The organism is Salinibacter ruber DSM 13855, from assembly GCF_000013045.1.
In the GTDB taxonomy this organism is placed as follows: Bacteria; Bacteroidota; Rhodothermia; order Rhodothermales; family Salinibacteraceae; genus Salinibacter; species Salinibacter ruber.
In genome coordinates, this window is sequence record NC_007677.1 from 3,486,151 (window position 1) to 3,511,422 (window position 25,272).

Here is a 25,272-nt window from a genome sequence, read left to right on the forward strand (position 1 = left end):
TATCAAGGTGAAGCCTCCCTGGTCGTTGTCCTCTGAATAAGAAGTGTCTCTCTGAGAACGGCGACTTCGCTTGCAAGAACTTCTATTCTCTCTGGGGCCGGCTTTGCCCCACGGCGGTTAACATTCCAGCGCCCGCGTTCGATGACTAACACAAATCCCCGGTTGCATTTGTCGACGGCTTCGGAGGAGAATCTTCGCCAACCTGGGACCAATCCGTTCTGGGAGGGCTCACCTGTACTGCATGCACCGAAATGACCTTGTGGCGACGTGATGACTGCGTTTCTCGACTTCTTCCTGCCAGACGCCCTCCCTGAAAATTCTGATCAACGCCGGAAGGCGCGCCTGACGCTGTCGATCACGCTTCTCATCATTGGGGCCTGCCTCGCCTACACTGGGGCTCACTACCGATGGGAATTCTGGAGCGGGATCCCTGTGCTTCTGGGCTCGGCGGCCCTCCTGACGGGGGTCCCGATTGCCCTGCGCCAGGGCGCCTCCCCGTCCCTCATGGCGAAGGGAACCGCCGTGGTGATGCTGGGGCTCATCACGCTGCTCACGATTCGCTCCGGGGGAACTGCGTCCACGTCGGCCCCCTGGTTCATGGTCGCGCCGTTGATTGGGCTTCTGCTGACCGAGCAGTGGTTTGCCGTTCTCCTCACGGTGGTGAGCATCGCGGAGCTGTCCGTCATCTACGGCCTTGAACTGAGCGGCTACGCCTTCCCGACGCCCATGCCCGACTCCATGGCCGGCGAGTCGCTCTTTTTCTCCTACGTCGGCCTCATCACCGTCGTCCTTCTCATCGCGCGGGTGTTCAAGCAGGAACAGAGCCGCGCACTGCGGAGGGCTGAGTCCGCCGTGGAGGACGCCAAGGCGCAGAAGCAGGAGACTGAGGAGATGGCCGAGCGACTCAAGCAGCAAAAAGACTCCGTTGAGGAGCAGGTGGAGGCGGCCACCCGGGAGCTTCAGGCGCAGAAGGAGGCGCTCGCCAGCCACACGAGCGAGATGCTCGACGCGATGAACCGGTTTGCCGACGGGGACCTCAGTGTTCGCGTCGACACGGACCGCGACGACGAGATTGGCGATCTCTTCGACGGGTTCAACCGGGCGGTCGAGAGCGTCCGGCAGACCCTTGTCTCCGTCCGCGACGCGGCCGAGGAGACCGCCCGAACGACCGAGGAGATCAGCGCCTCCTCCGAGCAGATGGCGACCGCCGCCGAGCAGCAGTCCGCCCAGGCCGAGGAGGTGGCCGCGGCCGTCGAGCAGATGAACCAGACGATTAGCGAAAATGCGCGCAGCGTCCAGCGGGCCGCCGAGGCCACCCGGGACGCCGCCCAGCAGGCCGAGCGCAGCGGCGAGATCGTCGCGGAGGCGACGCAGCAGATCCGGCAGATCGCCGAGGGGGCCCAGGCCACGGCCTACACCATCGAGAGCGTGGGCGACTCGAGCGAAGAGATCATCCAGATCGTCGACACGATCGACGAGATTGCGGGGCAGACCAATCTCCTCGCCCTAAACGCGGCGATCGAGGCGGCGCGCGCCGGGGACGAGGCCGCCGGGCAGAGCGGACAGGGGTTCGCCGTGGTCGCCGAGGAGGTCCGAGAGTTGGCGGAGGAGGCCGACGCGGCCACGACCGAAATCGAACAGATGGTTCAGGAGGCGACCGGCGAGATCGAGGACGCGGTTAGCGCTGCCCACCAGAGCAGCCAGCGGGCCCAGAAGGGGCTGGAGCTGGCCGGCGAGGCGGACAGCGCCCTGGACGAGGTGGCCGCCTCCATCGACCGCGCCCAGCAGAAGGCCGACGAGATTGCAGCCGCCTCCGAGGAGCAGTCCACCACCAGCAACGAGATCGCCCGGAGCGTGCAGTCCATCTCGACGGCGGCCCGGGAGTCGGCGGCCGGTGTCACACAGGTCTCCGATTCGGCGGACGACCTGGAGGCGACCGTCCAGCGCCTGCGGGAAAGCGTCGAAAAATTTGAGCTTGAACGGGGCGACCACGCGAGCCCGTCCACCCGCCCCGCCCATCCTCCTCACTCTACGGAGGACCGGGCCGACGACGCCTCCGCCGCCGGTCCACACGCCGACCCGGCACGCCCCGCGATGAGCTCAACGGGCGACTAAATAGACACAAATAAATACGTCTATTCAAGCGTTATTCTGAACGACCGACGATCGAAGGGAGGCGGGAGTCGGAGAATCGTTCTGGCTCAGCGAGGATGCTGATTTCGGGACTCACTGATTTCGGGACTCATCGGTCTGACGCCCGCTTCTGCTGACCGTCGAAGAGATTTATTTTATCAGTCGCTTCGCTCATGTCTCGGCTCCGCTTCGCTACGCTCGGAGTGACTCATCAGCAAGGTTCGTTTGCATGTCTACTTCGTCCCCGAAGCGAGGCGCGGACGTAGCGCGAGCCCCGCGAAACGCGGAGGAAAAGCGACGACCGGCCGGCCCCGTATCGCGTCTCCGTATTGCCCCGAATACGTCTTCGTCTCTCCTCGGGATCGTGACGACGCGTCTGCGTGACGGGCCCGATGGTTCGCCCATCGCGCCCGCCGACGACGCCCCCGCACGTTCCCCGGCTGCGCGGCTCTAATCGGACTCTAACCCGTCTCTCACCGCCCTATAAGATCCCTTCGGCCGAGGAGGCGTGGGCACGACTGACAGATCAACCGCCGCCCCCTGTTCAGTCGTCGCCACGCCATGCACTGCCTGCCACCAAAAACGCACTGGGGCCTCGGGCTTGCCCTTCTGTTGGGGACGTTCGCCGTTTTGGACGGGCCCGTCGTTCGTGTCGCACAGGCCCAGACGGCCGGGGGGCCGGACACGCTCACGTTCGCGCGTGCCACCCGCCTGTTGCTGGACCACAACCCGCAGCTCCGCGCCGCCCGTGCTCGGGCCCAGGCCGACGGACAGAGGGCGCAGGCCGCGGCCCTCTTTCCCAACCCGACCCTGGAGGGCTCCGCCGAGCATACCCCACGGCCCAACGGCGGGGCCGACGACGAATGGTTCCTGACCCTCACCCAGCCCCTCAACTACCCGGGCGAGCAGCGCGCCCGGCGGCAGTCGGCCGACGCCGCCACACGGGCCGCGAAGGCACGGCTCCAGGAGACCCGCACGGCCCTCTACCGGGACCTGCGCCACCGCTACCTCGCCGTCGTGGCCGCGGACGCCCGTCGGCGCCTCCTGCGCCGGTACGCCGACGCGGTGCAGCAGGCCGCCCGGGCCGCCACCGTGCGGTACGAGGAGGGGGACCTAAGCCCGGTCCGGCGCACGCGCCTCCAGAGCGCCGAGGCGACCTTCACGAACGACCTGGCCGACGCGGAACAGCAGCATCGGGCCGCGCGGCGGGAACTGGCCGCCCTGCTCCGTCCCAGCCGGACGGCGCAGTCGGAGGGGCTCCCCTACGCGGTTGTGGACTCCCTCTCGTTCCGGGCGGTCGCCGTGGACGCGCAGGCGGCCCTGTCGGTCGCCGAGGCCCAGCGGGATCGGCTTCGGGCCCGGCGTGCGCGGGTTGAGCGCGAACGCCGAGCCCTCGAACGCACGCGCTACCAGCGGTATCCGGACCTAAGTCTGTCGGCGGGGCCGAAGCAGCTGTCGACCCCGGGCGGCACGGCCCTCGGCTTTACGGCCGGCCTCCAGATGGAGCTCCCACTCTGGGACGGGGGCCGCACGGCCGTCGCGGCCCAGGAAGGTCGTCGCAGCCAGGCCGAGGCCGCCCTCGACGCCACCCGGCGTGCCGTAGAGGTGGACGTGCGCAACGCCCTGGACCGCCTTCGGAGCTACCGGGACCGCCTACAGGACACGGCGGACTCTCCGCTTCGGAAGACCGACGAGCACCTCCAGGACGCACTGTTCACCTACGAGCAGGGCGAGCTGACCCTCTTCGAGCTGCTGGACGCCATCGAGGCCGCCCGGCAGACGAAATTGCTCCGTGTGCGCCTCACCGCAAAATACCTGCGGGCGCTCTACGACCTGGAGGCCGCCATGGGCGTGGGGCCGCAGGACGCGCCCATCGTCGTCGAGGGCGCCCTCTCCCCCCATGCCCCTGACCTGTGAGTCCTGAAGGCCTTCCCTTCGCACCGTTCCGGCACTGTACCGACGCTGCCCCTCCCTCAGCGGACCAGACTCACCTTCCAAAACCGCTTTCCCACACATGCACCGCCGCCTCCTTCGCCCACTCGTTCTGGTTCTTGCCCCTGCACTCTTCCTCATCGGCTGCGGAGAGGCCGACGCGCCGCCCTCCACCGCCACGGCGGAGACGCCCCCCAACCCAAACGTTATTACACTGAGCAAGACTGAACTTGAGGAGGTCGGCGTCGAAACCGTCAAGGTCACGGAGCACCCGGTCACGACAACCCTTGAGCTCCCGGCCCGGGTGCGCCCGGCCGCCGACCAGGAGGCCTTCGTGACGTCGCTGGTGGATGGACGGGTGGAGCGGCTCCGCGTGAGCCCCGGGACGCGGGTGGCGCAGGGCGAGGTCGTGGCCGACGTGGCCGCCCCGGACCTGAGCCGGATGGTGGCCGACCTCCGACAGGCGCGCAGCGACCTCGACCGCCAACGCCGCCTGGACGAGCGGGGCGTGGCCGTTGAGAAGAACGTGCGGGCCGCCGAGCGCAACTGGCAGGCCGCCCGGCAGCGCCTCCGCTCCGTCGGGGTGCGGCCGGCCCGCATCGAACAGGTCGCGACCGGCGCCCAGGACATGCGGACGCTCCCACTGGAGGCGCCCCTCGACGGCATCGTCCTGAACCGGATGGGGGTCCTCGGCGCCCCCGTGCAGCAGGGCGATACGCTCTACCGCATCGTCGACCTACAGCCGATCCGCGTGGTGGCCCGCGTCTTCGAGCAGTCCCTCGATAAGGTGCGTACCGGCCAGCCCGCCACCATCACCACCCCGATGGCCCCCCGTAGCTACCAGGGCACCATCGGCCGGATCATCCCCCAGGTCGGCGACGAGAGCCGGGCGGCCAGCGCACGGATCGTGCTCGACAACACCGACGGCACGCTCCGCCCCGGCATGTACGCCTCGGTGCAGGTGCAGCGGACGGGCGCCCCGCAGGCCGCCCTCCCCGCCGACGTCCTACTGACCGACGCTTCCGGCGCCTACGTTCTCGTCCGCGATGGGCCCCGCCGGTTTCGGCGCGTCCACGTGGACGCCGACGCCGAGAACGACGGGGACGTGGCCGTTCCGTCGCTCGATGTCGGGACGAAGGTGGTCACCCAGGGTGCCTACCAGATCGTGAGCGCCCTGAACCAGTCGCGGTGATCGACTGGGCACGACGCCCCCCCCGTTCCCCCCGCCCCCTTCTACATCCGCCTCCCGACCCTCGCTACGCCCCAATGTTCGACCGCCTCGTCACGTCCGTCGTCAAGAATCGGATTCTGGTTCTGCTCCTCATGGCTGTGCTGGTCGGGTGGGGCCTCTACAGCTGGCAGCAGGTGCCGGTGGACGCCTATCCGGAGCTTACGAACAACCAGGTGCAGATCCTGACACGGGTGCCGGGCATGTCGCCGGTTGAGGTGGAAAAGCTGGTGTCCTACCCCATCGAGACGGGCATGACGAACCTCGAAGGGGTGACGGACAACCGCTCGCTGAGCCAGTTCGGCCTGAGCGTCGTCACGCTCGTGTTTGAGGAGGACATGGACCCGTATTTCGTCCGTCGCCTCGTTTCCCAGCGCCTCTCGAAGGTGAAGGAGGACCTGCCGGAGAAGGCCGAGCCGGGGCTGGGGCCGCTCTCGACGGCCCTGGGCCAGGTGTACCAGTACACCCTCACCGACGAGCCGGGCGACGGGCGGTCCTACTCCGCCCGGGCACTCCGCACGATGCAGGACTGGATCCTCGCCCCCGAGCTCCGCACGGTGGAGGGCGTGGTGGAGGCCAACGCGCTCGGCGGCTTCGTGAAGCAGTACCACGTGCGGTTCCGTCCCGACCAGCTGATGAACCACGGCCTCTCGCTCGACGAGGCCTACGCGGCGCTGCGGGAAAGCAATCAGAACGTCGGCGGCAGCTACATCACCCGCAACGACCAGCAGTACGTGGTCCGGGGGGTGGGCCGCCTCGGGGCCGGCGACGGAACCGTCGTGGAAGACATCGAGAACACCGTCATCACCAGCCGGGCCGGGACGCCGGTCCTGACGAGCGATGTGGCCGACGTGGAGGTGGGCCACGCCGTGCGCTACGGCGCCGCCACCGCCGACGGCGAGGGGGAGACGGTCGTCGGCATCGTCATGATGCGCCACGGGGCCAACGCCCAGAAGGTGGTCAACAGTGTGCAGGCCAAGATGGACGAGCTGAAGCAGGCCCTGCCGCCCGGTGTGGGCGTCGACGTGTACTACAACCGCAACGAGCTGACGAGCGCGGCGATCTCGACGGTCACGACGAGCCTGCTGATTGGGGGCCTGCTCGTGCTCCTCGTCCTCGTCGGCTTCCTCGGGGACTGGCGCTCGGCCCTCATCGTGAGCCTCGTGCTGCCGATGACGGCCCTCATCACGTTCATTCTCATGAACTACTTCGGGTTCAAGGCGAACCTCATGAGCCTGGGCGGCCTGGCCATCGGCCTCGGGATGTTCGTGGACGGGGCCATCGTGATGGTCGAGAACATCTACCGTCTCCGCGAGGAGAACCCGGACGCGTCGATCGGCCTCATCGTGGTGCGGGCCGGGCGGGAGGTGGCGCGTCCGATCGCCTTCTCCGTGGGCGTGGTCGTGGCGGTCTTCCTCCCCCTCTTCACCCTGCAGCAGATGGAGGGGCGCATGTTTCGGCCCATGGCGTTTACGGTGTCGTTTGCGCTCATGGCTGCCCTGCTGTTGGCCCTCACGATGGCCCCTGCCCTGAGCTCGTACCTGCTCGCCTCCGTGGGGGATTCAGGCAGGACGCCCGACGCGGCCGACGGATCCCCCCAAGAAAACGGAGCGCCGACCCGGCCTGCGGACGGCTCCCCCGGAGCATCGGCGAACTCGCAGACCCGCGTGGTGGCGGCCCTCCAGTCGGTGTACGAGCCCCTCCTCGACGCCGCCCTCACCCACCGGTGGGCCACGGTGGGCACCGCCGTAGTCGTGGTCGGCCTGGGCGCGGGCCTCTTCTCGACCCTCGGGACCGAGTTTGCGCCGGACCTGGAGGAGGGCTCGGTGGCCATCCAGGTGGCCCTGGAGCCGGACGCCGCCCTCGAAACGTCCACCGAGGTGCAGACGAAGGTCGAGCGCGCCCTCATAGACTTCCCGGCGGTGACCACGGCCGTGAGCAAGACGGGGCGCCCCGCCGTCGCCTTCGACCCGATGGGCCAGAATCTCACCGACATGTTCGTCGGCCTCGCCCCCCGCGACACGTGGGCATTCGACTCGAAGGCGGCGCTCGTGGACTCGATGCGGGCCCGCGTCAACCAAATCCCGGGGGCCAACTTTGCCTTCACCCAGCCCATCGCGCTGCGCCTCGACGAGATGGTGAGTGGGGCCAAGAGCGAGATCGCGCTCAAGATCTTCGGCGACGACCTCGACGCACTGCGCCGCCTGCAATCGGAGGCCGCCGACGCGGTGTCCGACATCGAGGGCGTGGCGGACGTGCTGCCCTCCCAGATTGCCGGCTACGGCTACGTGGAGGTCGACATCGACCGCGACCGGGCCGCCCGCTACGGCCTCAGCGTGGGCACCATCCAGCGGGCCATCGACGTGGCCATCGGGGGCGAGCAGCTGAGCACGATCCGGGAGGGGGACCGGCGCTTTGCCCTCGTCGGGAAGTTTCAGGCCGCCGCCCGCGGCTCCGTCGAGTCGATCCGCACCCTGCCGCTGACGACCGCCGAGGGCGCGCGGGTTCGGCTGCAGGACGTGGCGTCCGTTGAGCTTACGGAGGCGCCGGCAGAGGTGTCGCGGGAGCAGGGCAAGCGAAAAGTGACCCTGGGCATCAACCTCAGCGGCCGCGACGCCGGCAGCTTCGTGGCGGAGGCCAAAAAGGCGTTCCGGAGCGAGGTGGCCCTTCCCGCAGGGTACCTGGCCGAGTGGGGCGGCCAGTTCGAAAATCAGGAGCGGGCGCAGGACCGGCTCCTGCTCATCGTGCCCATCACGCTCGCCATCGTGTTCGTGCTCCTGTTCATGACCTTCAACTCCCTGGGGCAGGCGGTGCTCGTCTTCCTCAACATTCCGGCCTCGGTCGTGGGCGGCGTCGTCCTGCTCTGGGCGATGGACCTCTACATGAGCGTGCCGGCCTCGGTCGGCTTTATCGCCGTGCTCGGGATCGCCGTTCAAAACGGCGTGGTGATGGTGAGCTTTATCGACAACCTCCGCGAGCGGGGGCGTCCCCTCGCCGAGGCCGTGCGAACGGGCGCGCTCCTGCGCCTGCGCCCCATCCTCATGACGACGCTCACGACGCTGCTCGGCCTGCTGCCGCTGCTGGTCGCCACCGGCATCGGCGCGAACGTGCAGCGCCCCCTCGCGGCCGTGGTCGTGGGCGGCATCTTCACGCTCGTCCCCTCCACCCTTCTGCTGCTGCCCACCCTCTACGGCTGGTTCAACCCCGAGGCGCAGTCCGAGCGGGCAATCGCCCGGGCGGTGGAGGCCCGCGATCAGGCCGAGCTTCGGGGCAGCGTGACCGCCTAACGTCCTTTGCCACAGACAACATTCCGCCATGAAGATGATCGTCGCCTACATTCGACCCGTCAAACAGGACGAGGTCGTCGAGCGCCTGCGCCGGATGGGCGTGCCCGGCGCCAGCATGCACCCCGTCGAAGGGTTCGGGCGGGAGGCCGAGCCGAGCGGGCAGGACTCCTACGGGCCCCAGGTGACGCCCTACGCAGAGATGGTGCGGGTCGAAGTCGTCTGCGCGGACGCCCGGGTTGAGGACTGGACCCGGGCCCTCGCGGAGGCGGCCCAGACCGGGCGGCGGGGCGACGGCAAAGTGTTCGTGCTGCCGGTCGCCGACGCCGTGGACATCCGAACCCTCCAAACGGGAGATACGGTCGTCTGAGATGCGCTCCGCATCCCGCCCCCACACTGCCCCCAATCCTCGTCGCCACGACTGCCATGACCGCCGCACACCTCCACCTCGCCCTCAACCACATTCCCGTCCTCGGCACACTCCTCGGCACCGTCCTCCTTGCCTACGGGCTCTGGCAGAGACAAGAGCCCGTCCGGGACGTCAGTCTCGGCCTCCTCGTCGGGGTCGGGGCTGTCGCCGTAGCGGTGTACTGGACCGGCGAGCCCGCCGAGGAGATCGTCGAAGGCGTGGCGGGGGTCTCCCACGACGCGATCGAGGCGCACGAGGCGTGGGGCTGGTACGCCGTCCTCGCAAGCACCGGGACGGGCGTGGCCTCGCTCGGCGCCCTGCTGTACGGCCGGTCTCGACGCACACTCGCGCGGTGGGCCGCCCAACTTGTGCTCGTGCTCTCCCTGCTCACGACCGGCGTGATGGCCTACACCGCAAACCTGGGCGGGAAGGTGCACCACCCTGAGCTCCGTGCCGCCCCGACGACCGTGGGGACGCCCGACGGCCCGGGGGCGGACGTGCACGACGAGTGAGGCGCCGCCGCGCCGCCTCGACGAACGGCCCCCGCCGGACGACGGAATCGGGGGGATTCCACCACACGAGCGCCCGTCAGAGCTCCCCTAACACCCTTTCCCCTCGTACACAATCTTGCGGATTGCATCTGCATTTTCTCCTTTCACAACCACGTACAGTCCCGTGACCGATACAAACTCAGACCCTGTGTCCCGACGACAATTTCTTCGCTCGCTCGGCCTCGCCGGGGCCGTGGGCGCGAGTGGCACGCTCCTGGTGGCCTGCGGGGGCGGCTCCGACGGCTCCGGAAGTGGGGCCGACGGCACCGACAGCGAAAGCGCGACCGCGTCGGCGGACTGCTCCGACCTGTCGCGCCTCTCGGACGCCCAAAAACAGCGGCGCAAGCAGCAGGTGAATGCCCTGAACTACGTGAAAGCCTCCCCCAAACCAAACAAGAACTGCGCGAACTGCCAGCTCTACCAGCAGGAGAAGTATGGCTCGGGCTGTGGCGGATGCCAGCTCTTTCCCGGCCCCGTGGCGGGAGAAGGGTACTGCAGCTCCTGGGCCAAACAGAGCTAGGCCCGGCGCCCGCTCGGTTGCCCTTTCGGGGGGACGGCCCGCCCGCCCCCACCGCCATCACGAACCGGGGGCAGGGCCGTCCCCTGCGTTTCCGGCCCGTATACGGCACGGTTCCCCAGAACGCCGCTGTGGGGGCGCCGCGTGGGTCGGCACGACCGAACCACGGGGCTCGTACAACACGAGTGCATCTACAGGTCACCCACCGCACGCCCCGTCGATGAGTGACGCCCCCCATCTTTTGCTTGTCGAGGACGAGCCCGACGTCGCCTCGTTCGTGCAGCAGGGGCTCAACGAAGAGGGGTACGAGGTGAGCTGGGTCGAGGCCGGCCGGCGTGGGCTCGACTACGCCCGGCAGGGCGGCATCGACCTCGTGCTGCTGGACATCCGTCTCCCCGATCTGTCCGGGCTGGAGGTGTGCGAGCGCCTGCGCCTGCACCGCCCCGAGCTGCCGATCCTGATGCTCACCGCCCTCGACGCCGTGGAGGACCGGGTGCGGGGCCTCCGGGCCGGGGCGGACGACTACCTCCCCAAGCCGTTTGCCTTCGACGAGCTTCTGGCGCGCATCGAGGCCCTCCTGCGCCGCGTGGACCGGCCCTCGGAGCCGGGGCGGGTGGAGGACGGGCCGCTCGTGCTCGACCCGGCGGCCCGCACCTGCACCTTCGACGGCGAAGAAGTCGACCTTACGCCCACCGAGTTCGACCTGTTGGCCTTCCTCATGGCCCGCCACGGCCAGGCGTTGAGCCGCGACACGATCCACCAGGAGGTGTGGGGGCATGATTTCGATCGCGGGACGAACCTGATCGACGTGTACGTGAACTACGTCCGCCGCAAGCTCGACGAGGTTGGCTGCGAGGCGCCCATTGAAACCGTACGGGGCATCGGCTACCGGTACACCGCCTGCTCAGAGGCAGACGCCTCCGCCGACGACCGCTCCTCCCCCACCGATTCCGCGAGCTCGTGATGACGGCCTTCCCCTCCCGGCCCGGTTCCCCTGACGCACCGCCAGACGAACGCCCGTCCTTTCGGCGGCGCCTGCTGATGCGGATCGGCCCCGCGGTCGTGCTCGCCCTCGGCGTGCTGGCCGCCATCGCCTGGGGCGGGGCCTACCTGACCGTCCACCAGAGCGCGACCGACGCACTGGCGACGGAGGTGAATGAGATGCGCGCCGACGTGGGCGGTCAGGACACACTGGACCTGTCCCGGTACGCGTGGGACGAGGCCCACCACCGCCTGGCAGTCGACCGGGTCGACCCCATTTTCGTGCAGGTCTTCACGCCGGACGGCCGCCTCGTGCGCCGGTCGGCCAACATCGACTCGCTTCCCGTACGCGTTCCGGCCCGGCGCCGGCCGGTTCATGCGGAGGGGATCTGGCCCTCCCTCCATACCTTCACGCTGGGCGGCCGCTCGTTCTACTACCGCACCCGGCCCCTGCGGGCCTCCTCCGGCGGCCGACTGGGCTTCGTTCAGGTCGCCCGTCTCGTGCCCGAGCACCGCTCCCTGCTGTGGGGCTTCGGGGCGGCACTGGGCGGCCTCTGGCTGCTGCTGTCGGGCGGGCTGATGGGCCTCGTGGCCTGGGCCGCCGGGCGCGTGCTCCGCCCGCTCCGCTCCATCACCGAGGTGGCCCGGTCGGTGACCTCCGCGGAGCTAGAGGAGCGAGTCGACATCCCGCCCACCGCCGACCGCGAGACCGCGACGCTGGGCCGCGCCTTCAATGCCCTGCTCGACCGGATCGAGGAGCACGTGGCGGCCCTGCGGGGATTTACCGCCAACGCGGCCCACGAGCTGCAAACCCCCCTCACCGCCCTTCAGGGCCACGTCGAGCTGGCCCTGCGCCGCGAGCGCACCCCGGAGAGCTACCGCGAGACCCTTCGCCTCCTGGACCGCAAACTCGGGGGGCTGGTGCGGACGCTCCGCGCCCTGCTAACGCTGACCCGCCTCGATCGGGAGGGCGCCTTCGAGCGAAGCCTCGTGGACCTGTCCGCCCTCGCCGCCGACGAGGCGGATGCGGTGCAGCCCGCGGCCGACAAGAAAGGACTTGCCCTCACGGTCGACGCCGATGCGTCCGTCCGCGCCTCCGGGCAGCCAGCCCTGCTCCGGAAGGCGGTCCGGAATCTTCTCGACAACGCCGTCAAGTACACCCGCGAGGGAGGCGTCCGCGTCGATGTCGGGACGACCGCGGACGGGCAGGCGCGCCTCACCTGCACCGACACGGGGGTGGGCATGTCCGACGAGGAGTGCGCCACGGCGACGGAGCGCTTCTACCGGGGCACCGAGGCCGGCCGCATGGCTCAGGGAAGCGGGCTCGGCCTCTCGCTCATCCGCCGCATCGTGGAGGAGCACGACGGCGAGCTGCGGCTCGACTCCACCCCAGGGGAGGGCACTCGGGTCACCATCATTCTTCCAGCGCCCTCGTCGTCCGTCCCCTCCCTTGAGCCTGAGCACAAGCAGGTGCCCGACGTCGCGTAGCCCCTTTCCCCCAACGGCTGCGCCCGTGGCAGGGGGACGAACGTGGGGCCTGGCGCGCGGCGGCCCTTTTGGGAGAGACGGGCAGGACTCGGACGCTCCTAAACGAGGCCCCCACCTACAAAACCCTCCCGGTCGGTTCGGCGGACACACCTGCCCAGTTCCTTTCACTTCTCCGTTTCCACTCGCAGAATTCCATCCCGGCTTCCGGCCGGGACGGGGCCCCGCGGTTCACGAAACCCTTTTCTCAGAGACGGGGCGATCCGTGCGCGTTCCTGGCCCTCGGCGCCCCGACGCCGGACGAGACACGCCGCCACATAGAAAACGCCCGGCACCCCCACCAGAGGGCCGGGCGTCGGCGCTTCAGGGCGCCGTTGGGAGAGATGACTGCAATACGAGTCCCACCAGGAACTCGAAGTGCGCCTCAAAGACACGCCTGTACCCGCAACCCTAACGTCGCCCGCCCCTGCTTCAGACACTCTTCACTTTGGGGGCCTCAGCGTCGGAGACTCGCGGCTCCGGGTCGGGCGTTCCCACACCGAAAGCATGGGGGAGCCGGCGGGGACGGCCTCGGCGCACTTCCCTCCATTCGCGTGGACGAGGGGCCGTCCCCCAGCGCCCGTCGGCCCTGCGGGGTCCCACGACGCGGAGGAGGGCTGGCCGCGCCCCTTCAATGCGTCTTTTATAAACGATGCCGTCACGGTGCTCCGCACACGTTTAATACGCGTCCGCTGCCCGACGATAACTCCATTCATGCCCGATTTTTGTAACAAAGACGTTTTTCTTATGTGTTCGTTCGCCGACGACACCTCCAAGGCCGAACGGTCCGCGCCAGCGTCCTCCCCGCAGCCGTCCGCCGACGGCCCAACGCCGTCTCCCGCCCGACGCATATTTGTTGCCTTCGGGGCGGCCATGCTGACCGCCAGCGCCGGGGTCGCGGGGGCCTTCGCACTGTCATCGGTCTGGATCAGCGCATTCGTTCTCGGCACGTGTGGACTGCTCGCGACCGGAATTGCGAGCCACGTTGCGTGGCGGGTGGGCCGGTCCGTCCACCGCGTCCGGCATACCGTGGAGGCCCATCCGGCCGAGGGCCGGGGCACATCGCAATCGTCCCGCCCGGATGACTTTTTCGGGGACCTTCCTGCCCGCCTCCGCACCCTAACCGACGAGGTGGAGCGGAGGGGCGCGCACATGGACGCCCTCGGACAGATGATGACGCGTACGAGCACGGAGGCGGAGGTGCACGCGGCGTTCCGTACGTTCCTAGAAGAGGTGCGCAACGTGACCCAGGCCCAGTACGCGGCCCTCAGCATCTTCGACGAGAACGGCGAGATCGTGGAGTTCTTCACGCTCGGCCTGACGGACGAGCAGGAGGCGGCCATCGACCATCCCCCGGAGGGAGAGGGCCTGCTCGGATACATTCCCGAGCAACAGGTCACGCTGCGGCTCGACGACATGACCACCCACAGCGAGTCGGTCGGCTTTCCCGACGGGCACCCGCCCATGCAGTCGCTGCTGGCGGCGCCCATCACGTATCAGGACCAGGCGCTCGGCAACCTCTACCTGTCGGACAAGGAGGAGGTTACGACCTTCGACGCGGCCGACGAGCGGTTCGTCGAGGCGGCCGCGGAAGCGGCGGCCGTCCTCATCAACGAGCGGCAGTCGCGGCGGCGCAACGAGCGCACCCGACAGACGCTCCGCCGCGAGACACGGGCCCTCGCCGACGTGCTCGGGCAACTGGCCGAGGGCGACCTGTCGGTCGACGTTCCGCAGGACAGCGACGACGAGGACCTGGCCCGCGTGTGGGCCCGACTGGACGAGACGGTGCACAGCCTCCGCACCCTCATCGGGCGCATTACCGAAGCAACCCGGGAGCTCTCCGCCACGTCCACCCAGCTGTCCAGCACGGCAGACGACATGTCGGCCGGGGCCGAAGAGCAGTCGACCCAGCTCGACGACGTCGCCGCGGCGATGGAGGAGATGTCGCGAACCATTGGCGAGAACGCCGAGACGGTCGACCGCACGTCCAAGCGTGCCGAGGCCGCCCGGGCAGCAGCCCAAGAGAACGGCGACATCATCTACCGGGCCATCGAGAAGATGGAGCAGGTCGGTGAGGTCGTCGAGCACTCCGCCGAGACGATCAACCAGCTGGGCGCCTCCAGCGAGGCAATCGGGGAGATCGTGGCGACGATCGACGACATCGCGGACCAGACGAACCTGCTCGCCCTCAACGCCGCCATCGAGCAGCAGTCCGCCACGAGCGAGCGGGTCTCCCAAAACATCAAGGAGATCTCGACGGTCACCTCGCAGACCGCCCAGGACGTGACGGAGATCGCCCAGTCCGCCGCCGACCTCAGCGACCTGTCCGGGCGGCTCGTCGCCACGACCGACCAGTTCGTCCTTGAGGGCGAGGACCAACAGGCCCCCGCGGCGTCCCCGGCCCGTGGCGACGGGGCGCCGTCCGTCTCGGCACCGTAGGACTCGCTTCTCAATGAAGCCCGCGGCGCAGGGCCGGTCCCAAAAAACGCCGCCGCCCTCCGGACCCCGGACGACGACGGCGCAGCTGTTCCGCCTCTTGCATTCCAGGCCTCGTGGGTTAGGCGTCAACGGCCGCGGCCCCGTCCCCGCCGGTCGCGGCGGCGTCGGCGGCCTGCTCGGCCCCCGCCGGTGCCACGGCCTCGAACGTGAGGCCCTCCTCGTCGTCGGCCCGCTCGATGCGGACGTGGTCGCCGTCGGCGATCGTGCCGTCGAGCAGCGCCTGCGAGAGGCCGTTCGACACGTGCCGCTTCATCACGCGCTTCAGCGGGCGGGCGCCGAAGGCCGGGTCGTAGCCGCGGTCGGCGAGCCAGTCCTTCGCGTCGTCGGACAGCTCGAGCGACAGGTCGTGGTTCTTGTCCGCGATCTGCTGGACACGCCCGAACTGGATCTCGACGATCTCGCGGATGTGCTCGCGGCTAAGCGAGCGGAACATCACGATGTCGTCGATCCGGTTCAGGAATTCGGGCTTCACCTGGCGGCGCAGCATCTTGAGGACCTCCTCCTCAAGCTCCTGATGCTCGCGCTCCGAGAGGTACCCGCCCTCCACCTCGTCCATCCGCTCCGAGATCACGTCGGAGCCCATGTTCGAGGTCATGATGATGATCGTGTTCGTGAAGTCGACCGTGCGCCCCTGGTTGTCGGTCAGGCGCCCGTCGTCGAGCACCTGCAGGAGCACGTTGAAGATCTCGGGGTGCGCCTTCTCGATCTCGTCGAGGAGCACCACGGAGTAGGGCTTGCGCCGGACCGCCTCGGTAAGCTGGCCGCCCTCCTCGTAGCCGACGTAGCCGGGGGCCGCGCCGATAAGGCGGCTGGCCGTGTGGCGCTCCTGGTACTCGCTCATGTCGATGCGCACCATCGCGTCCTCGTCGTCGAAGAGGAACGTGGCGAGCGTCTTCGCCAGTTCCGTCTTCCCCACGCCGGTGGTGCCCAGGAAGATGAACGAACCGATCGGCTGATCGCCCTCCTGCATGCCGGTGCGCCCCCGGCGGACGGCGTTGGAGACGACCTCGATGGCCTCGTCCTGGCCGACCACGCGCTCCGACAGCTCCTCTTCCATGCGGAGGAGCTTCGCGCGCTCGCTCTCCAGCATCTTCGACACCGGAATGCCGGTCCAGTTGGAGACGATCTCGGCGATGTCCTCGCCGTCGACCTCCTCCTTCAGCAGCGCGCCGTCCTCCTGGATCTCTTCGAGCTTCTGGTTGGCCGCCTCGGCCTCCTCCTTCAGGTCCGGAATTTCGCCGTACTGAATTTCGGCGACCGCGTCGTACTTGCCCTCCCGCTCCAGGTTTTCGGCCTTCACGCGGAGCTCATCGATGCGCTCCTTCGCGGAGCGAACCGTCTGGATCAGGTCCTTCTCCTCCGTCCAGCGGGCCTTCAGCTCGTCGCGCTCGTCCTCGAGGTCGGCGATCTTCCGGTCGATCTCGTCGAGCTTCTCGGCCTGGTCCCCCTCGTCGCGCTTCACGGCCTCGCGCTCAATTTCGAGCTGCCGGATCTCCCGCTCCAACTGGTCGAGGTCCGCGGGCATCGAGTCGATCTCCATGCGGAGGCGGGCGGCCGACTCGTCGATCAGGTCGATCGCCTTGTCCGGCAGCTGCCGGTCGGTGATATAGCGCTCGCTGAGGTCGGCGGCGTTGATGAGCGCGCTGTCGTTGATGCGCACGCCGTGGTGCACCTCGTAGCGTTCCTTGAGGCCGCGCAGGATCGAGACCGTGTCCTCCACGCTCGGCTCTTCTACGAGCACCTTCTGGAAGCGGCGCTCCAGGGCCCGATCGTCCTCGATGTGCTTGCGAAATTCGTCGAGCGTGGTCGCGCCGATGGCACGCAGCTCCCCGCGGGCGAGAGCGGGCTTCAGAATGTTGGCCGCGTCCATGGCGCCCTCCGACGCCCCGGCCCCCACGAGCGTGTGCAGCTCGTCGATGAAGAGGACGATCTCGCCGTCGGACTCGGACACCTCGTTGACGACCGCCTTGAGCCGGTCCTCAAACTCCCCCCGGTACTTGGAGCCGGCCAGAAGCGCCCCCATGTCGAGCGCCACAATGCGCTTCGACTGCATCGACTCCGGCACGTCGCCCTGCACGATGCGCGTGGCGATGCCCTCGGCGATGGCCGTCTTGCCGACGCCGGCCTCGCCCACGAGCACCGGGTTGTTCTTGGTGCGGCGGCTCAGAATCTGCAGCACGCGGCGGATCTCCTGCTCGCGCCCGATCACCGGGTCGATGTCGCCCTCGCGGGCCATCGCGTTCAGGTCCTGGGCGAAGCGGTCGAGCGCCTCGTAGCGACTCTCGGCGTGGGGGTCGTCGGCGCCCTGCCCGCCGCGCACGTCCTCCAGCGCCTCCATGACGTGCTCCTTCGAGCCGCCCTGGGCGCGAAGGGCCTGTCCGATCTCGTTCTGGCCCTCGACGAGGCCGATGAGGAGGTGCTCGGTCGAGACGTACTCGTCGTCCATCACGTCCGCCTCGGCGCGGGCGCGGTCGAACACCTTCTTCAGCTCCTCCCCCACATACTGGTCGCCAGCACTCGCGCCCGTCACCGTGGGCAACGACTCTAGGGCCGCCTCCACCTCCGTGCGGAGGCGATCGAGGCTCACCCCCACACGCCGCAGGATCGACACGGCCACGCTGTCGGGGTCGCTCAGGAAGGCCTCCAGCAGGTGCGGCGGCTCAATGCCCTGGTGGTTCTTGGAGGCCGCCAGCTCCATCGCCTTCTGCACGGCCTCCTGGGCCTTGACGGTAAATTTTTGCAGGTTCATAAGTCAATCTTGGGGTTGGTCAAACGGCAATGGGAGTGCGGCGCGGCCCTCGGCCCAAGCGGGCGTCCCTGGACGAGCCTCCACGCTATGCATCCCGTGTAATAGACGAAAAGTGTACCAGCCGGCAGTGATCTGACAGGATGACAGAGAGTTGTTTGGTCCGTGATGCGTGAAGCATGAGGAGGAAAAAACGTCACGCATCACGGTTCACGCTTCTGCCAGTGTGCGGAGCGTTCTGCCATCCCGCAATATCCCCATTCAATTCGTGCCGCGTTTCATTCCAGCCCGGAACCAATGACGCGCTGCGTTATTACTATATTTGCAGTGTCTCACACATTGCAATTGTGCTTTCCTCGCAGGCCCATCCATCAACGAGTTGACGGACTGCCATGACGGCCACGAACGACGAGACGCCCACGGACGACCGGAAAGGCTTCTCCTTGAAGACGCTGCCCGACGAGGTATCGGGACGGGCGCGCGAGATTTGGCTCGCCGGCCTCGGGGCGCTGGAGCGGCTCGAACAGGAGGGCGACAAGGTGTTTGAGACGCTCGTTGAGCGCGGCCGAAACTACGAGGACGCGCGCCGCGACCAGATCGAAAAGGCCACCGAGACCGTCCGCGAGCAGCAGGAAACCCTTACCGAAGACGTGACCCAGCGGCTCGACGACGCCACGCAGTCGGTGGAGCAGGCCGTCTCGGACACCCTCAGCGGCACGCTCGGCCAGCTCGGATTGGCCAGCCGCAGTGAGGTGCGCAACCTGTCTCGGCGCGTGGGGGAGCTGTCGAAAAAGCTGGACGCCCTCTCGGAGATGCTCAACGCTCAGCAGACGGCCGTCGAGCCCCGTGTCTTTCACGTCGCGCCCAGCGACGACGGGTGGAGCATCACGGTGGAGGGGGAGGAGGCCCCCGTCGGCACCCACGACACGAAGAAGGAGGCCGTCAGCACGGCCCGTGCCACGGCCAAGGAGCAGGCGCCCAGCCAACTCGTCGTCCACAAACAGGACCGTTCGGTCCAGGAGAGCTTCTCGTACGAGGCGGACGAGGCGTAGCCTTCGGTTCGGCCTGACCATCCCGTACGGCACGAAAGCGGCCATCCCTCCAGGGTCGGCCGCTTTTTTCGTACATGCCTCCGCCTCCACACCGCTCAATGCCATCGACGCGTCCCCCCTCCTCATGCACGCCGGAAGCCTCCGCGAGAAGCTGGAGCAGTTCGACGAACAGTGGGCGCCCCGCATCATCGCGGCAGTGAACGACCAGCACGTCAAGCTCGCCAAGCTGGAGGGGCCGTTCGACTGGCACCACCACGACGGCGCGGACGAGTTTTTTCTCGTCCTCCGTGGACGGCTCGTCATCGAGTTCCGGGACGCGGACGATCGGCGGCTCGACGAGGGCGACTTCTGCGTCGTCCCGAGCGGCACCGACCACCGCCCGGTCGCCCCCGACGGGGAAGCGCACGTTCTCCTCGTGGAGCCCGCCGCCACCCGCAACACCGGGAATCTCGACACCGACCGCACGGTTGAGGATCCCGAATGGATTTGAGCCGCCGGCTCGGGTCGGGGCGGACCGCTGGGGGCGGCTCCGCGAGGCGCGCGCCGCCGCGTCTCTTCCACCGACGGCAACACGTTTTTCTTTTCCAGAGCGCCCGCCTCCTCATGATCCACCAGGACGTGCTCATGCGGCAGATCCGCCAGTTCACGAAGGCGATCGCCACGCTGCTGGGCCAGTCGTCCCGCGAACAACCCGACGACCTGCTGCAGGGGATCGATGAGGCCTGCCGCACCCACCTCGACGGGCGGGCCGAGGACCTGCGGACGCTGCCGCCCGACGCGCTGATGGAGCTGTGCCACGAGAACGACCGGTTTGTGCCGGACGTGGCCCAGACGCTCGCCCGTGCCCTCCACCGGATGGGCGAAACCTACGAGTACCGGGACGACGACGAGAAGGCCGGGGGCTGCTTCGCCCGGTCCCTCCTCCTCTACCGCCACCTCCTCCACGACCCGGACGCCCCGGTCTCCTGGCAGGCCGGCACGACCGTCGCCGCGCTGTCGAAGCGGGTCGACGCGTTGCCCGTGGACGACGCCACTCAGGAGGCGCTGGACGCGATGCGGAACGGAGCAGACTAGTCAAGCATCCCTTCGTCGACTCCGCTCGGCTCCCGAAACTGATACGACGCGAGCCGGCGGTAGAGCCCGCCCGCCTGCATCAGCTCGGCGTGGGTGCCGCGCTGCACGACGCGGCCGTCGTCGAGCACGAAGAGGCGGTCGGCCGTCTGGACGGTGGAGAGGCGGTGCGCGATGATGAACGTGGTGCGCCCTTCCATGAGCCGCTCCAGGGCCTCCTGCACGAGGGCCTCCGACGCCGAATCGAGGGACGAGGTGGCCTCGTCCAGGAGCAGCAGCCGCGCGTCGCGCAACAGGGCCCGGGCGATGGCCACGCGCTGGCGCTGCCCGCCGCTCAGCTTGACGCCTCGCTCGCCCACCTCCGAGTCGTAGCCCTCGGGCAGGTCCACGATGAAGTCGTGCGCGTTGGCGGCGCGGGCCGCCTCGGCCACCGCCTCGTCGGACGCGTCGAGCCGCCCGTAGCGGATGTTCTCCCCGATCGTGGCGTTGAAAAGGTGCACCTCCTGCGACACGGACGCGATCTGGGCACGCAGCGATTGTCGCGAGACGTCGCTCAGGTCGTGGCCGTCGACGCGGACACGCCCCTCCTGGGGAGCGTAGAAGCGGGGAATCAGGCTCATCAGGGTCGACTTCCCCGCGCCGCTCGGTCCCACGAGGGCGACCGTCTCGCCCGCCGCCACGTCGAGCGAGATGTCCTTGAGCACGGGCCGCCCCTCGTCGTAGGCAAAGGTCACGTCGTCGAGGCGCACACGGCCGTCGATCGGGGGCAGGTCGATGGCGTCCGCGGCGTCGCGGAGGTGGGGCTCGGTGTCGAGCAGGTCGAACAGGCGCTCGGTCGCCCCCGCGGCGCTGTTGAAGGTGGAGTAGAGCTGCGACATGCTGCTCACGCTCCGCGCGATGTTGAAGGCGTAGAACACGAACGCCACGAGGTCTCCCTCCGTGAGCCGCCCGGCCAGCACCTCGATGCCGCCGTACCAGAAGATCGCCACGAGGGCGGCGAAGAAAAGCAGCCCCACCGTCGACTCGAACAGGGCCGTGACGACCACCCGGTAGCGCGCCGTGCCGAAGAGGTCCTCCACCGCCTCGTTGTAGCGGTCCACCTCGTAGTCGGACCGCGCAAACGCCTTGACGACGCGGATGGACGCGAGGGCCTCCTCCGCCACGGCGGTCGTGTCGGCCAGCCGGTCCTGGATGTCGCGGGCGAGCGCCCGAATCTTGCGCCCGAAGTAGATCGCAAACCCGGTGACGGCCGGCACGATGAGGAAGATGATGAGGCTGAGGCGCCAGTTGAGCACCACCATGAGCGCCACCGAGCCCACCAGCGAGAGCGACTGGGTCAGAAAATTGGGGAGCGCGTCCTTCACCGCGCTCCGCACCGAGCCTACGTCGTTGGTGAGACGCGAGGTGAGGTCTCCCGTCCGGTGGTCGGTGAAGAACCGCAGGCTCTGCCGGTGGAGGTGTTGGTAAACCTTCTTGCGCAGGTCCGCGACCACGCGCTCGCCGGTCCAGCCCAGCAGGTATTTGCCCCCAAAGGCCGCCGCGGAGCGGGCCAGAAAGAGCACGATAAGCGCCACGGTCAGCCAGTCGAGCAGGGCCCGGTTTTCCTGCTGAAACACCGCGTCCACCAGCTCGCGCAGTCCCAACGGCACGACGAGTGCCACCGCCGCCCCCACCACGGTGAGCACCACGGCCCCCACGAGGCGGACCCGGTAGGGCCACCCGAGCCGAAGGATGCGCCGGAGGGACGTCCACAGCCGCTCGGGGCGGAGCGACGGCTCTTCAGACGTAGAATCGGTCTCCGGCATGGGCGGTGCGGGCGGACGGCGTTGTGGTCGTGCGTGTCGGCTTCAGTGAGTCAACCTTTTCTGCGACGGCAGGGATTCGCGGGGGGGCGTTCTCGTTTGGGAAAAAGACGCCAAACCAGTTGCTTAGCGCCGCGAATGGAGGCAGGTTGGCGCTCTGACTCGTTTCCCCAAACGGCCCCTCGACTGTGAAGCCGTGCGCAACAACCACGAGGCGTGCGTGTGAAAGGGCTAGACTCGTGTCTCCCGCCCACCACCGTCCCCCCATGCGCTTCCCTACGCCATCTGTCTTGCTTCTCCTCTCGGTCGGACTCCTCGGGGCCTGTGGCACCGCCGGCGGTGCCCTGTTCGACGACGGCCGCGAGTCGTACGTCCAGGAAAACGCGCTGTCGGGCAAAGACAGCGTCCACGTGATGGAGGGCCGCATCTACCGCGGCATGCCGATCGACCACGCGCTGGCGGCCCTGGGGCCGCCCGCGGGCCAAGACACCACGACGGCCGACGGCGAGACGCGCGTCGAGTACATGTACCGGTCCCGCCCCAATGCCTTCGACCCCGGCAACGTCCCCCGGGCGTACGTCTATGCGGAGGAGCAGACAGTGACCGACTGGACGGGCCTCGACCGGATCCCCCGCTTCGACGCGTACTACGAGGGCGGGATGTGACGCGACGATCGGTCCGGCCCCCTTCGCCCGACAACGCCGAACGCGCCCAAAGACAATCTTGGCCCCCGGCGAATGCGCGCAGGGGCTCATTTTCCTCGCGTGCCCCTCACAAAGGACCCTGCCGGCCTGCTTTCCCACCGGTAAAGCCTCTCCCACTTTTCATTCCTCAATAATGAGCATCACACCTCAAGAATGAGCGTCACGATTCGCGATGTCGCCGACGAGGCAAGTGTATCGGCGACCACTGTCTCACGAGTCTTCAACCACGACCACCTGGTCAACAGCGAGACTCGGGAACATGTGCTCGAAGTAGCGCAGCGCATGGGCTACGCTCCCGATGCCACTGCCCGAAGCCTCAGCAGTGGCCGTACGCGTTCCATCGGGGTCATCCTCCCCGCCCCGCACGGCGAGTTTTTCTCGGAGCTGATTCGGGGGCTCGACGACGCCGCGCAGGAGGCCGACCATTTTCTACTCATCGCGAGTTCACACTACAACCCGGATGAGGGCAGGTCGGCCTTGGAATCACTGGCTGGGCGCGTGGACGGGCTGGTGATTATGACGCCTCGGGCGCGGTCCGATCCGTTGACCGAAGGAATGGACCTTCCGACGGTTTTCGTTAACAGCGAGCTCCAGGGGGATGCTTTCGACCTGTACCGCATGGAAAACCGTGAGGGTGCTGCCCACGCAGTGCGTCATCTGATCGAGGCGGGGCATTCCCGGATTGCCGCCATCACCGGACCGCCTGGAAGCTACGACGTGGAGCGGCGGATGCGGGGCTATCGCGACGCCCTGGCTGAGCACGATCTCGACGAGGGTCCCCTCGTGGAGGGGGACTTCACACAGAAAAGCGGCTACCAAGCCGGGAAAAAACTTCTCGAGGGAGAGGAACTCCCGGACGCGGTTTTTGCCTGCAACGACTACATGGCGATTGGAGCCATGCTGGCCTTTCAGGAGTCCGGACTTCGCGTGCCCGACGACATCGCGGTGGCCGGGTTCGACGACATCACGAGTGCCCGCTACGCCAATCCCCCGCTCACCACGGTGCGGGTCCCGGTGTACGAGCTAGGCCGGCGGGCCGGGGAGCGGCTTCTCCAACGCGTGCAGTCCAGCCGTCCGCCAGAGTCCGAGACCTTTCGCGTCCCCCACGAGCTGAAGGTGCGCGACAGCACGAAACCGCGGGACTCGTGACGGGTCCATGGGGGCGTCACGTCTCGATTGATCCCAGGCGGGCCGGGAAGATGACTTCTCCTGCGTCCTGAAAGCCGAGGGGGGACCCTCATCGCCTCCGTCGTCTGACAGTTGTGGCCACACACGGCCCCAGTGCCCTATGCGATCTGGCTCATTCGGCATTCTTGACTGGGTCGCAGTTGCGGGGTACGTCCTCGTCATCCTCGGCATCGGATTTTGGGGAACGCGCCGGTCCGACACGAGCGATGACTACTTTCTCGCGGGGCGCTCCATTTCTTGGCCCCTCACGGGCCTTTCGCTGTTTGCGACCAACATGTCAGGGAGCACCCTGGTGGGCCTGATTGGGGGCGCGTACCAGATGGGACTCGTCATCTACAACTACGAATGGACGGCGGTCGTCGCTCTCCTTGTCCTCATCTTCTTTTTCCTCCCTGTCTACCGTCGTCTCGGCATTACGACGGCACCTGCGTTTCTGGAGTATCGCTTTGACGTGCGCACCCGAAAGTACTTCTCGGCCCTCGCTCTCACCGGGAACGTCTTGATCGACATGGCGGGCACGCTTTACGCGGGAGCCATCGTGATGCGGGTCGTGCTTCCCACGCTGTCGCTAGAAGTGTGTGTAGGGGTGCTTGCCCTCCTGGCGGGCATGTACGCCATCGCAGGGGGGCTTCGCGCCGCCGTCTATACTGATGTGCTCCAGGGTGTCCTCCTGCTCGCGGGTACAGCCTGCGTGTCGGCGGCAGCGTACTGGCAGGTGGGCGGATGGGGGGCAGTTGAGAGCGCCACCACCCCGTCCATGCGAAACCTCATCCTTCCAGCTAACAGTGAGGTTCTCCCGTGGCCTGGCCTCTGTACAGGCCTAATGCTGCTGGGTGTATATTACTGGTGCATCAATCAGGTGATGGTGCAGCGTACGATGGCGGCACGCTCACTTGATGAGGCCCGGCAGGGAGCACTACTTGCCGGAGCACTTAAACTCCCGGTTTTGATCTTGATGGTAATGCCTGGCCTTCTCGCCTTAGTTCTGTATCCTGATCTACAGAATCCGGACCTCGTCTTTCCAACACTCGCGTTTGATCTTCTTCCTAGCGGTCTACGTGGCCTTGTCCTAGTGTCGTTTGTTGCGGCAGTCATGTCGTCCGTCGACTCCGTGCTAAACTCCGCGTCGGCCCTCCTCACGATGGACTTCTACGCGGCGCTGCGCCCAGAGGCATCAGAGCGCCAACTTGTGCTCGTTGGACGGATCGTCGCCGCTGTCGTCCTGGTTCTCGGCGCTGCGATCGCGCCGCAAATTGCCCAGTTCTCGTCGCTTTGGACGTACCTGCAGTCCGCGCTCTCGTACCTCACCCCTCCCATCGTCGCCGTCTTCCTCGGCGGGCTCTTTGTCCGTCGCGTGAACCACCACGCCGCGTTTTTCACCCTCGTGGCCGGCAGCCTGCTGGCGCTCGCTCTCCTCCTCGTCGATCCAGGCCTACACTTCCTCTACGTGGCGGGCCTTCTCTTCGTGGCGAGTCTGGTCGTGATGGGAGGCGTCAGCTACGCCACGGCTCCCTGGATCGCCTCCGCCCCCAACGCGGCGGCCATGTGGCAACGGAGTGACTCGGACATCACCCCCGAAACGACGACGGCCACCATCCTCCTGCTCATCGCCATCGCCGTCACCGTCGGTCTTCTGTGGTAGGCCCGGCGA

Annotated in this window: 18 protein-coding genes; 16 read left to right on the forward strand and 2 right to left on the reverse strand. The window is 67.9% G+C overall.

Annotated elements, in window-relative coordinates:
* Positions 1–270 precede the first annotated feature (270 nt).
* The 10 genes from SRU_RS14780 to SRU_RS14825 all read left to right on the forward strand — a co-directional run bounded on the left by SRU_RS14780 (position 271) and on the right by SRU_RS14825 (position 14,998).
* Entirely contained in the window at positions 271–2,115 is a 1,845-nt protein-coding gene (locus SRU_RS14780) for a methyl-accepting chemotaxis protein (RefSeq protein WP_011405526.1), read from the forward strand.
* 579 nt (positions 2,116–2,694) lie between these two features.
* Positions 2,695–4,050: a TolC family protein gene (locus SRU_RS14785; protein WP_164923714.1), complete on the forward strand. Its 1,356-nt coding sequence runs from the start codon at positions 2,695–2,697 to the stop codon at positions 4,048–4,050.
* 97 nt (positions 4,051–4,147) lie between these two features.
* Complete coding sequence (locus SRU_RS14790; RefSeq protein WP_011405528.1) at positions 4,148–5,257, forward strand: efflux RND transporter periplasmic adaptor subunit; 1,110 nt, start codon at positions 4,148–4,150, stop codon at positions 5,255–5,257.
* 74 nt (positions 5,258–5,331) lie between these two features.
* A complete protein-coding gene (locus tag SRU_RS14795) occupies positions 5,332–8,580 on the forward strand; it encodes an efflux RND transporter permease subunit (RefSeq protein WP_164923715.1) in 3,249 nt (1,082 codons plus the stop codon).
* A gap of 28 nt (positions 8,581–8,608) precedes the next feature.
* Positions 8,609–8,947: a P-II family nitrogen regulator gene (locus SRU_RS14800; protein WP_011405530.1), complete on the forward strand. Its 339-nt coding sequence runs from the start codon at positions 8,609–8,611 to the stop codon at positions 8,945–8,947.
* A 56-nt stretch (positions 8,948–9,003) separates the two neighbouring features.
* Entirely contained in the window at positions 9,004–9,498 is a 495-nt protein-coding gene (locus tag SRU_RS14805; RefSeq protein ID WP_011405531.1) for a hypothetical protein, read from the forward strand.
* A 187-nt stretch (positions 9,499–9,685) separates the two neighbouring features.
* Positions 9,686–10,057 carry a high-potential iron-sulfur protein gene (locus tag SRU_RS14810; protein ID WP_162713414.1) on the forward strand — a complete coding sequence of 124 codons (372 nt, stop codon included), beginning with the start codon at positions 9,686–9,688 and terminating at the stop codon, positions 10,055–10,057.
* Positions 10,058–10,274: 217 nt separating this feature from the next.
* Complete coding sequence (locus tag SRU_RS14815) at positions 10,275–11,018, forward strand: response regulator transcription factor (RefSeq protein ID WP_011405533.1); 744 nt, start codon at positions 10,275–10,277, stop codon at positions 11,016–11,018.
* The gene (locus SRU_RS14820; protein WP_011405534.1) at positions 11,018–12,523 is read left to right on the forward strand and encodes a sensor histidine kinase; all 1,506 of its coding nucleotides are present in this window, start codon (positions 11,018–11,020) and stop codon (positions 12,521–12,523) included. The genes SRU_RS14815 and SRU_RS14820 overlap by 1 nt, the downstream gene beginning before the upstream one ends.
* 783 nt (positions 12,524–13,306) lie before the next feature.
* Entirely contained in the window at positions 13,307–14,998 is a 1,692-nt protein-coding gene (locus tag SRU_RS14825) for a GAF domain-containing protein (RefSeq protein ID WP_237701789.1), read from the forward strand.
* A gap of 118 nt (positions 14,999–15,116) precedes the next feature.
* On the opposite strand, the gene clpB is transcribed toward SRU_RS14825, so the two are convergent.
* The gene (clpB, locus tag SRU_RS14830; protein ID WP_011405536.1) at positions 15,117–17,807 is read right to left on the reverse strand and encodes an ATP-dependent chaperone ClpB; all 2,691 of its coding nucleotides are present in this window, start codon (positions 17,805–17,807) and stop codon (positions 15,117–15,119) included.
* Positions 17,808–18,196: 389 nt separating this feature from the next.
* Here clpB and SRU_RS14835 point away from each other — a divergent pair, with 389 nt between their 5' ends.
* From SRU_RS14835 to SRU_RS14845, 3 genes are all read left to right on the forward strand, one after another.
* A complete protein-coding gene (locus SRU_RS14835; protein ID WP_011405537.1) occupies positions 18,197–18,856 on the forward strand; it encodes a phasin family protein in 660 nt (219 codons plus the stop codon).
* Between the two features lie 124 nt (positions 18,857–18,980).
* Positions 18,981–19,346: a cupin domain-containing protein gene (locus tag SRU_RS14840; protein ID WP_013062961.1), complete on the forward strand. Its 366-nt coding sequence runs from the start codon at positions 18,981–18,983 to the stop codon at positions 19,344–19,346.
* Positions 19,347–19,459: 113 nt separating this feature from the next.
* On the forward strand, positions 19,460–19,930 hold the full coding sequence (locus SRU_RS14845) for a hypothetical protein (protein WP_231847225.1): 471 nt from the start codon (positions 19,460–19,462) through the stop codon (positions 19,928–19,930).
* On the opposite strand, the gene SRU_RS14850 is transcribed toward SRU_RS14845, so the two are convergent.
* Entirely contained in the window at positions 19,927–21,732 is a 1,806-nt protein-coding gene (locus tag SRU_RS14850; RefSeq protein ID WP_011405539.1) for an ABC transporter ATP-binding protein, read from the reverse strand. The genes SRU_RS14845 and SRU_RS14850 overlap by 4 nt on opposite strands.
* Positions 21,733–21,995: 263 nt before the next feature.
* On the opposite strand from SRU_RS14850, the gene SRU_RS14855 reads away from it, so the two are divergent.
* The 3 genes from SRU_RS14855 (at position 21,996) to SRU_RS14865 (ending at position 25,263) form a co-directional block, all read left to right on the forward strand.
* A complete protein-coding gene (locus SRU_RS14855) occupies positions 21,996–22,394 on the forward strand; it encodes a hypothetical protein (protein WP_237701790.1) in 399 nt (132 codons plus the stop codon).
* A gap of 192 nt (positions 22,395–22,586) precedes the next feature.
* Entirely contained in the window at positions 22,587–23,582 is a 996-nt protein-coding gene (locus tag SRU_RS14860; protein ID WP_011405541.1) for a LacI family DNA-binding transcriptional regulator, read from the forward strand.
* Positions 23,583–23,721: 139 nt separating this feature from the next.
* Positions 23,722–25,263, forward strand: a complete 1,542-nt coding sequence (locus SRU_RS14865; protein WP_011405542.1) for a sodium:solute symporter — start codon at positions 23,722–23,724, stop codon at positions 25,261–25,263.
* Positions 25,264–25,272 lie beyond the last annotated feature (9 nt).

What these genes read in the sequence shown, in the direction of transcription:
- SRU_RS14865 (WP_011405542.1), top strand. Translation starts at nt 23,722, where the DNA reads ATGCGATCTGGCTCATTCGGCATTCTTGACTGGGTCGCAGTTGCGGGG.
- SRU_RS14815 (WP_011405533.1), top strand. Translation starts at nt 10,275, where the DNA reads ATGAGTGACGCCCCCCATCTTTTGCTTGTCGAGGACGAGCCCGACGTC.
- SRU_RS14805 (WP_011405531.1), top strand. Translation starts at nt 9,004, where the DNA reads ATGACCGCCGCACACCTCCACCTCGCCCTCAACCACATTCCCGTCCTC.
- clpB (WP_011405536.1), bottom strand. Translation starts at nt 17,807, where the DNA reads ATGAACCTGCAAAAATTTACCGTCAAGGCCCAGGAGGCCGTGCAGAAG.
- SRU_RS14780 (WP_011405526.1), top strand. Translation starts at nt 271, where the DNA reads ATGACTGCGTTTCTCGACTTCTTCCTGCCAGACGCCCTCCCTGAAAAT.
- SRU_RS14825 (WP_237701789.1), top strand. Translation starts at nt 13,307, where the DNA reads ATGTGTTCGTTCGCCGACGACACCTCCAAGGCCGAACGGTCCGCGCCA.
- SRU_RS14800 (WP_011405530.1), top strand. Translation starts at nt 8,609, where the DNA reads ATGAAGATGATCGTCGCCTACATTCGACCCGTCAAACAGGACGAGGTC.
- SRU_RS14820 (WP_011405534.1), top strand. Translation starts at nt 11,018, where the DNA reads ATGACGGCCTTCCCCTCCCGGCCCGGTTCCCCTGACGCACCGCCAGAC.
- SRU_RS14795 (WP_164923715.1), top strand. Translation starts at nt 5,332, where the DNA reads ATGTTCGACCGCCTCGTCACGTCCGTCGTCAAGAATCGGATTCTGGTT.
- SRU_RS14845 (WP_231847225.1), top strand. Translation starts at nt 19,460, where the DNA reads ATGATCCACCAGGACGTGCTCATGCGGCAGATCCGCCAGTTCACGAAG.
- SRU_RS14850 (WP_011405539.1), bottom strand. Translation starts at nt 21,732, where the DNA reads ATGCCGGAGACCGATTCTACGTCTGAAGAGCCGTCGCTCCGCCCCGAG.
- SRU_RS14790 (WP_011405528.1), top strand. Translation starts at nt 4,148, where the DNA reads ATGCACCGCCGCCTCCTTCGCCCACTCGTTCTGGTTCTTGCCCCTGCA.
- SRU_RS14855 (WP_237701790.1), top strand. Translation starts at nt 21,996, where the DNA reads ATGCGCTTCCCTACGCCATCTGTCTTGCTTCTCCTCTCGGTCGGACTC.
- SRU_RS14840 (WP_013062961.1), top strand. Translation starts at nt 18,981, where the DNA reads ATGCACGCCGGAAGCCTCCGCGAGAAGCTGGAGCAGTTCGACGAACAG.
- SRU_RS14835 (WP_011405537.1), top strand. Translation starts at nt 18,197, where the DNA reads ATGACGGCCACGAACGACGAGACGCCCACGGACGACCGGAAAGGCTTC.
- SRU_RS14785 (WP_164923714.1), top strand. Translation starts at nt 2,695, where the DNA reads ATGCACTGCCTGCCACCAAAAACGCACTGGGGCCTCGGGCTTGCCCTT.
- SRU_RS14860 (WP_011405541.1), top strand. Translation starts at nt 22,587, where the DNA reads ATGAGCGTCACGATTCGCGATGTCGCCGACGAGGCAAGTGTATCGGCG.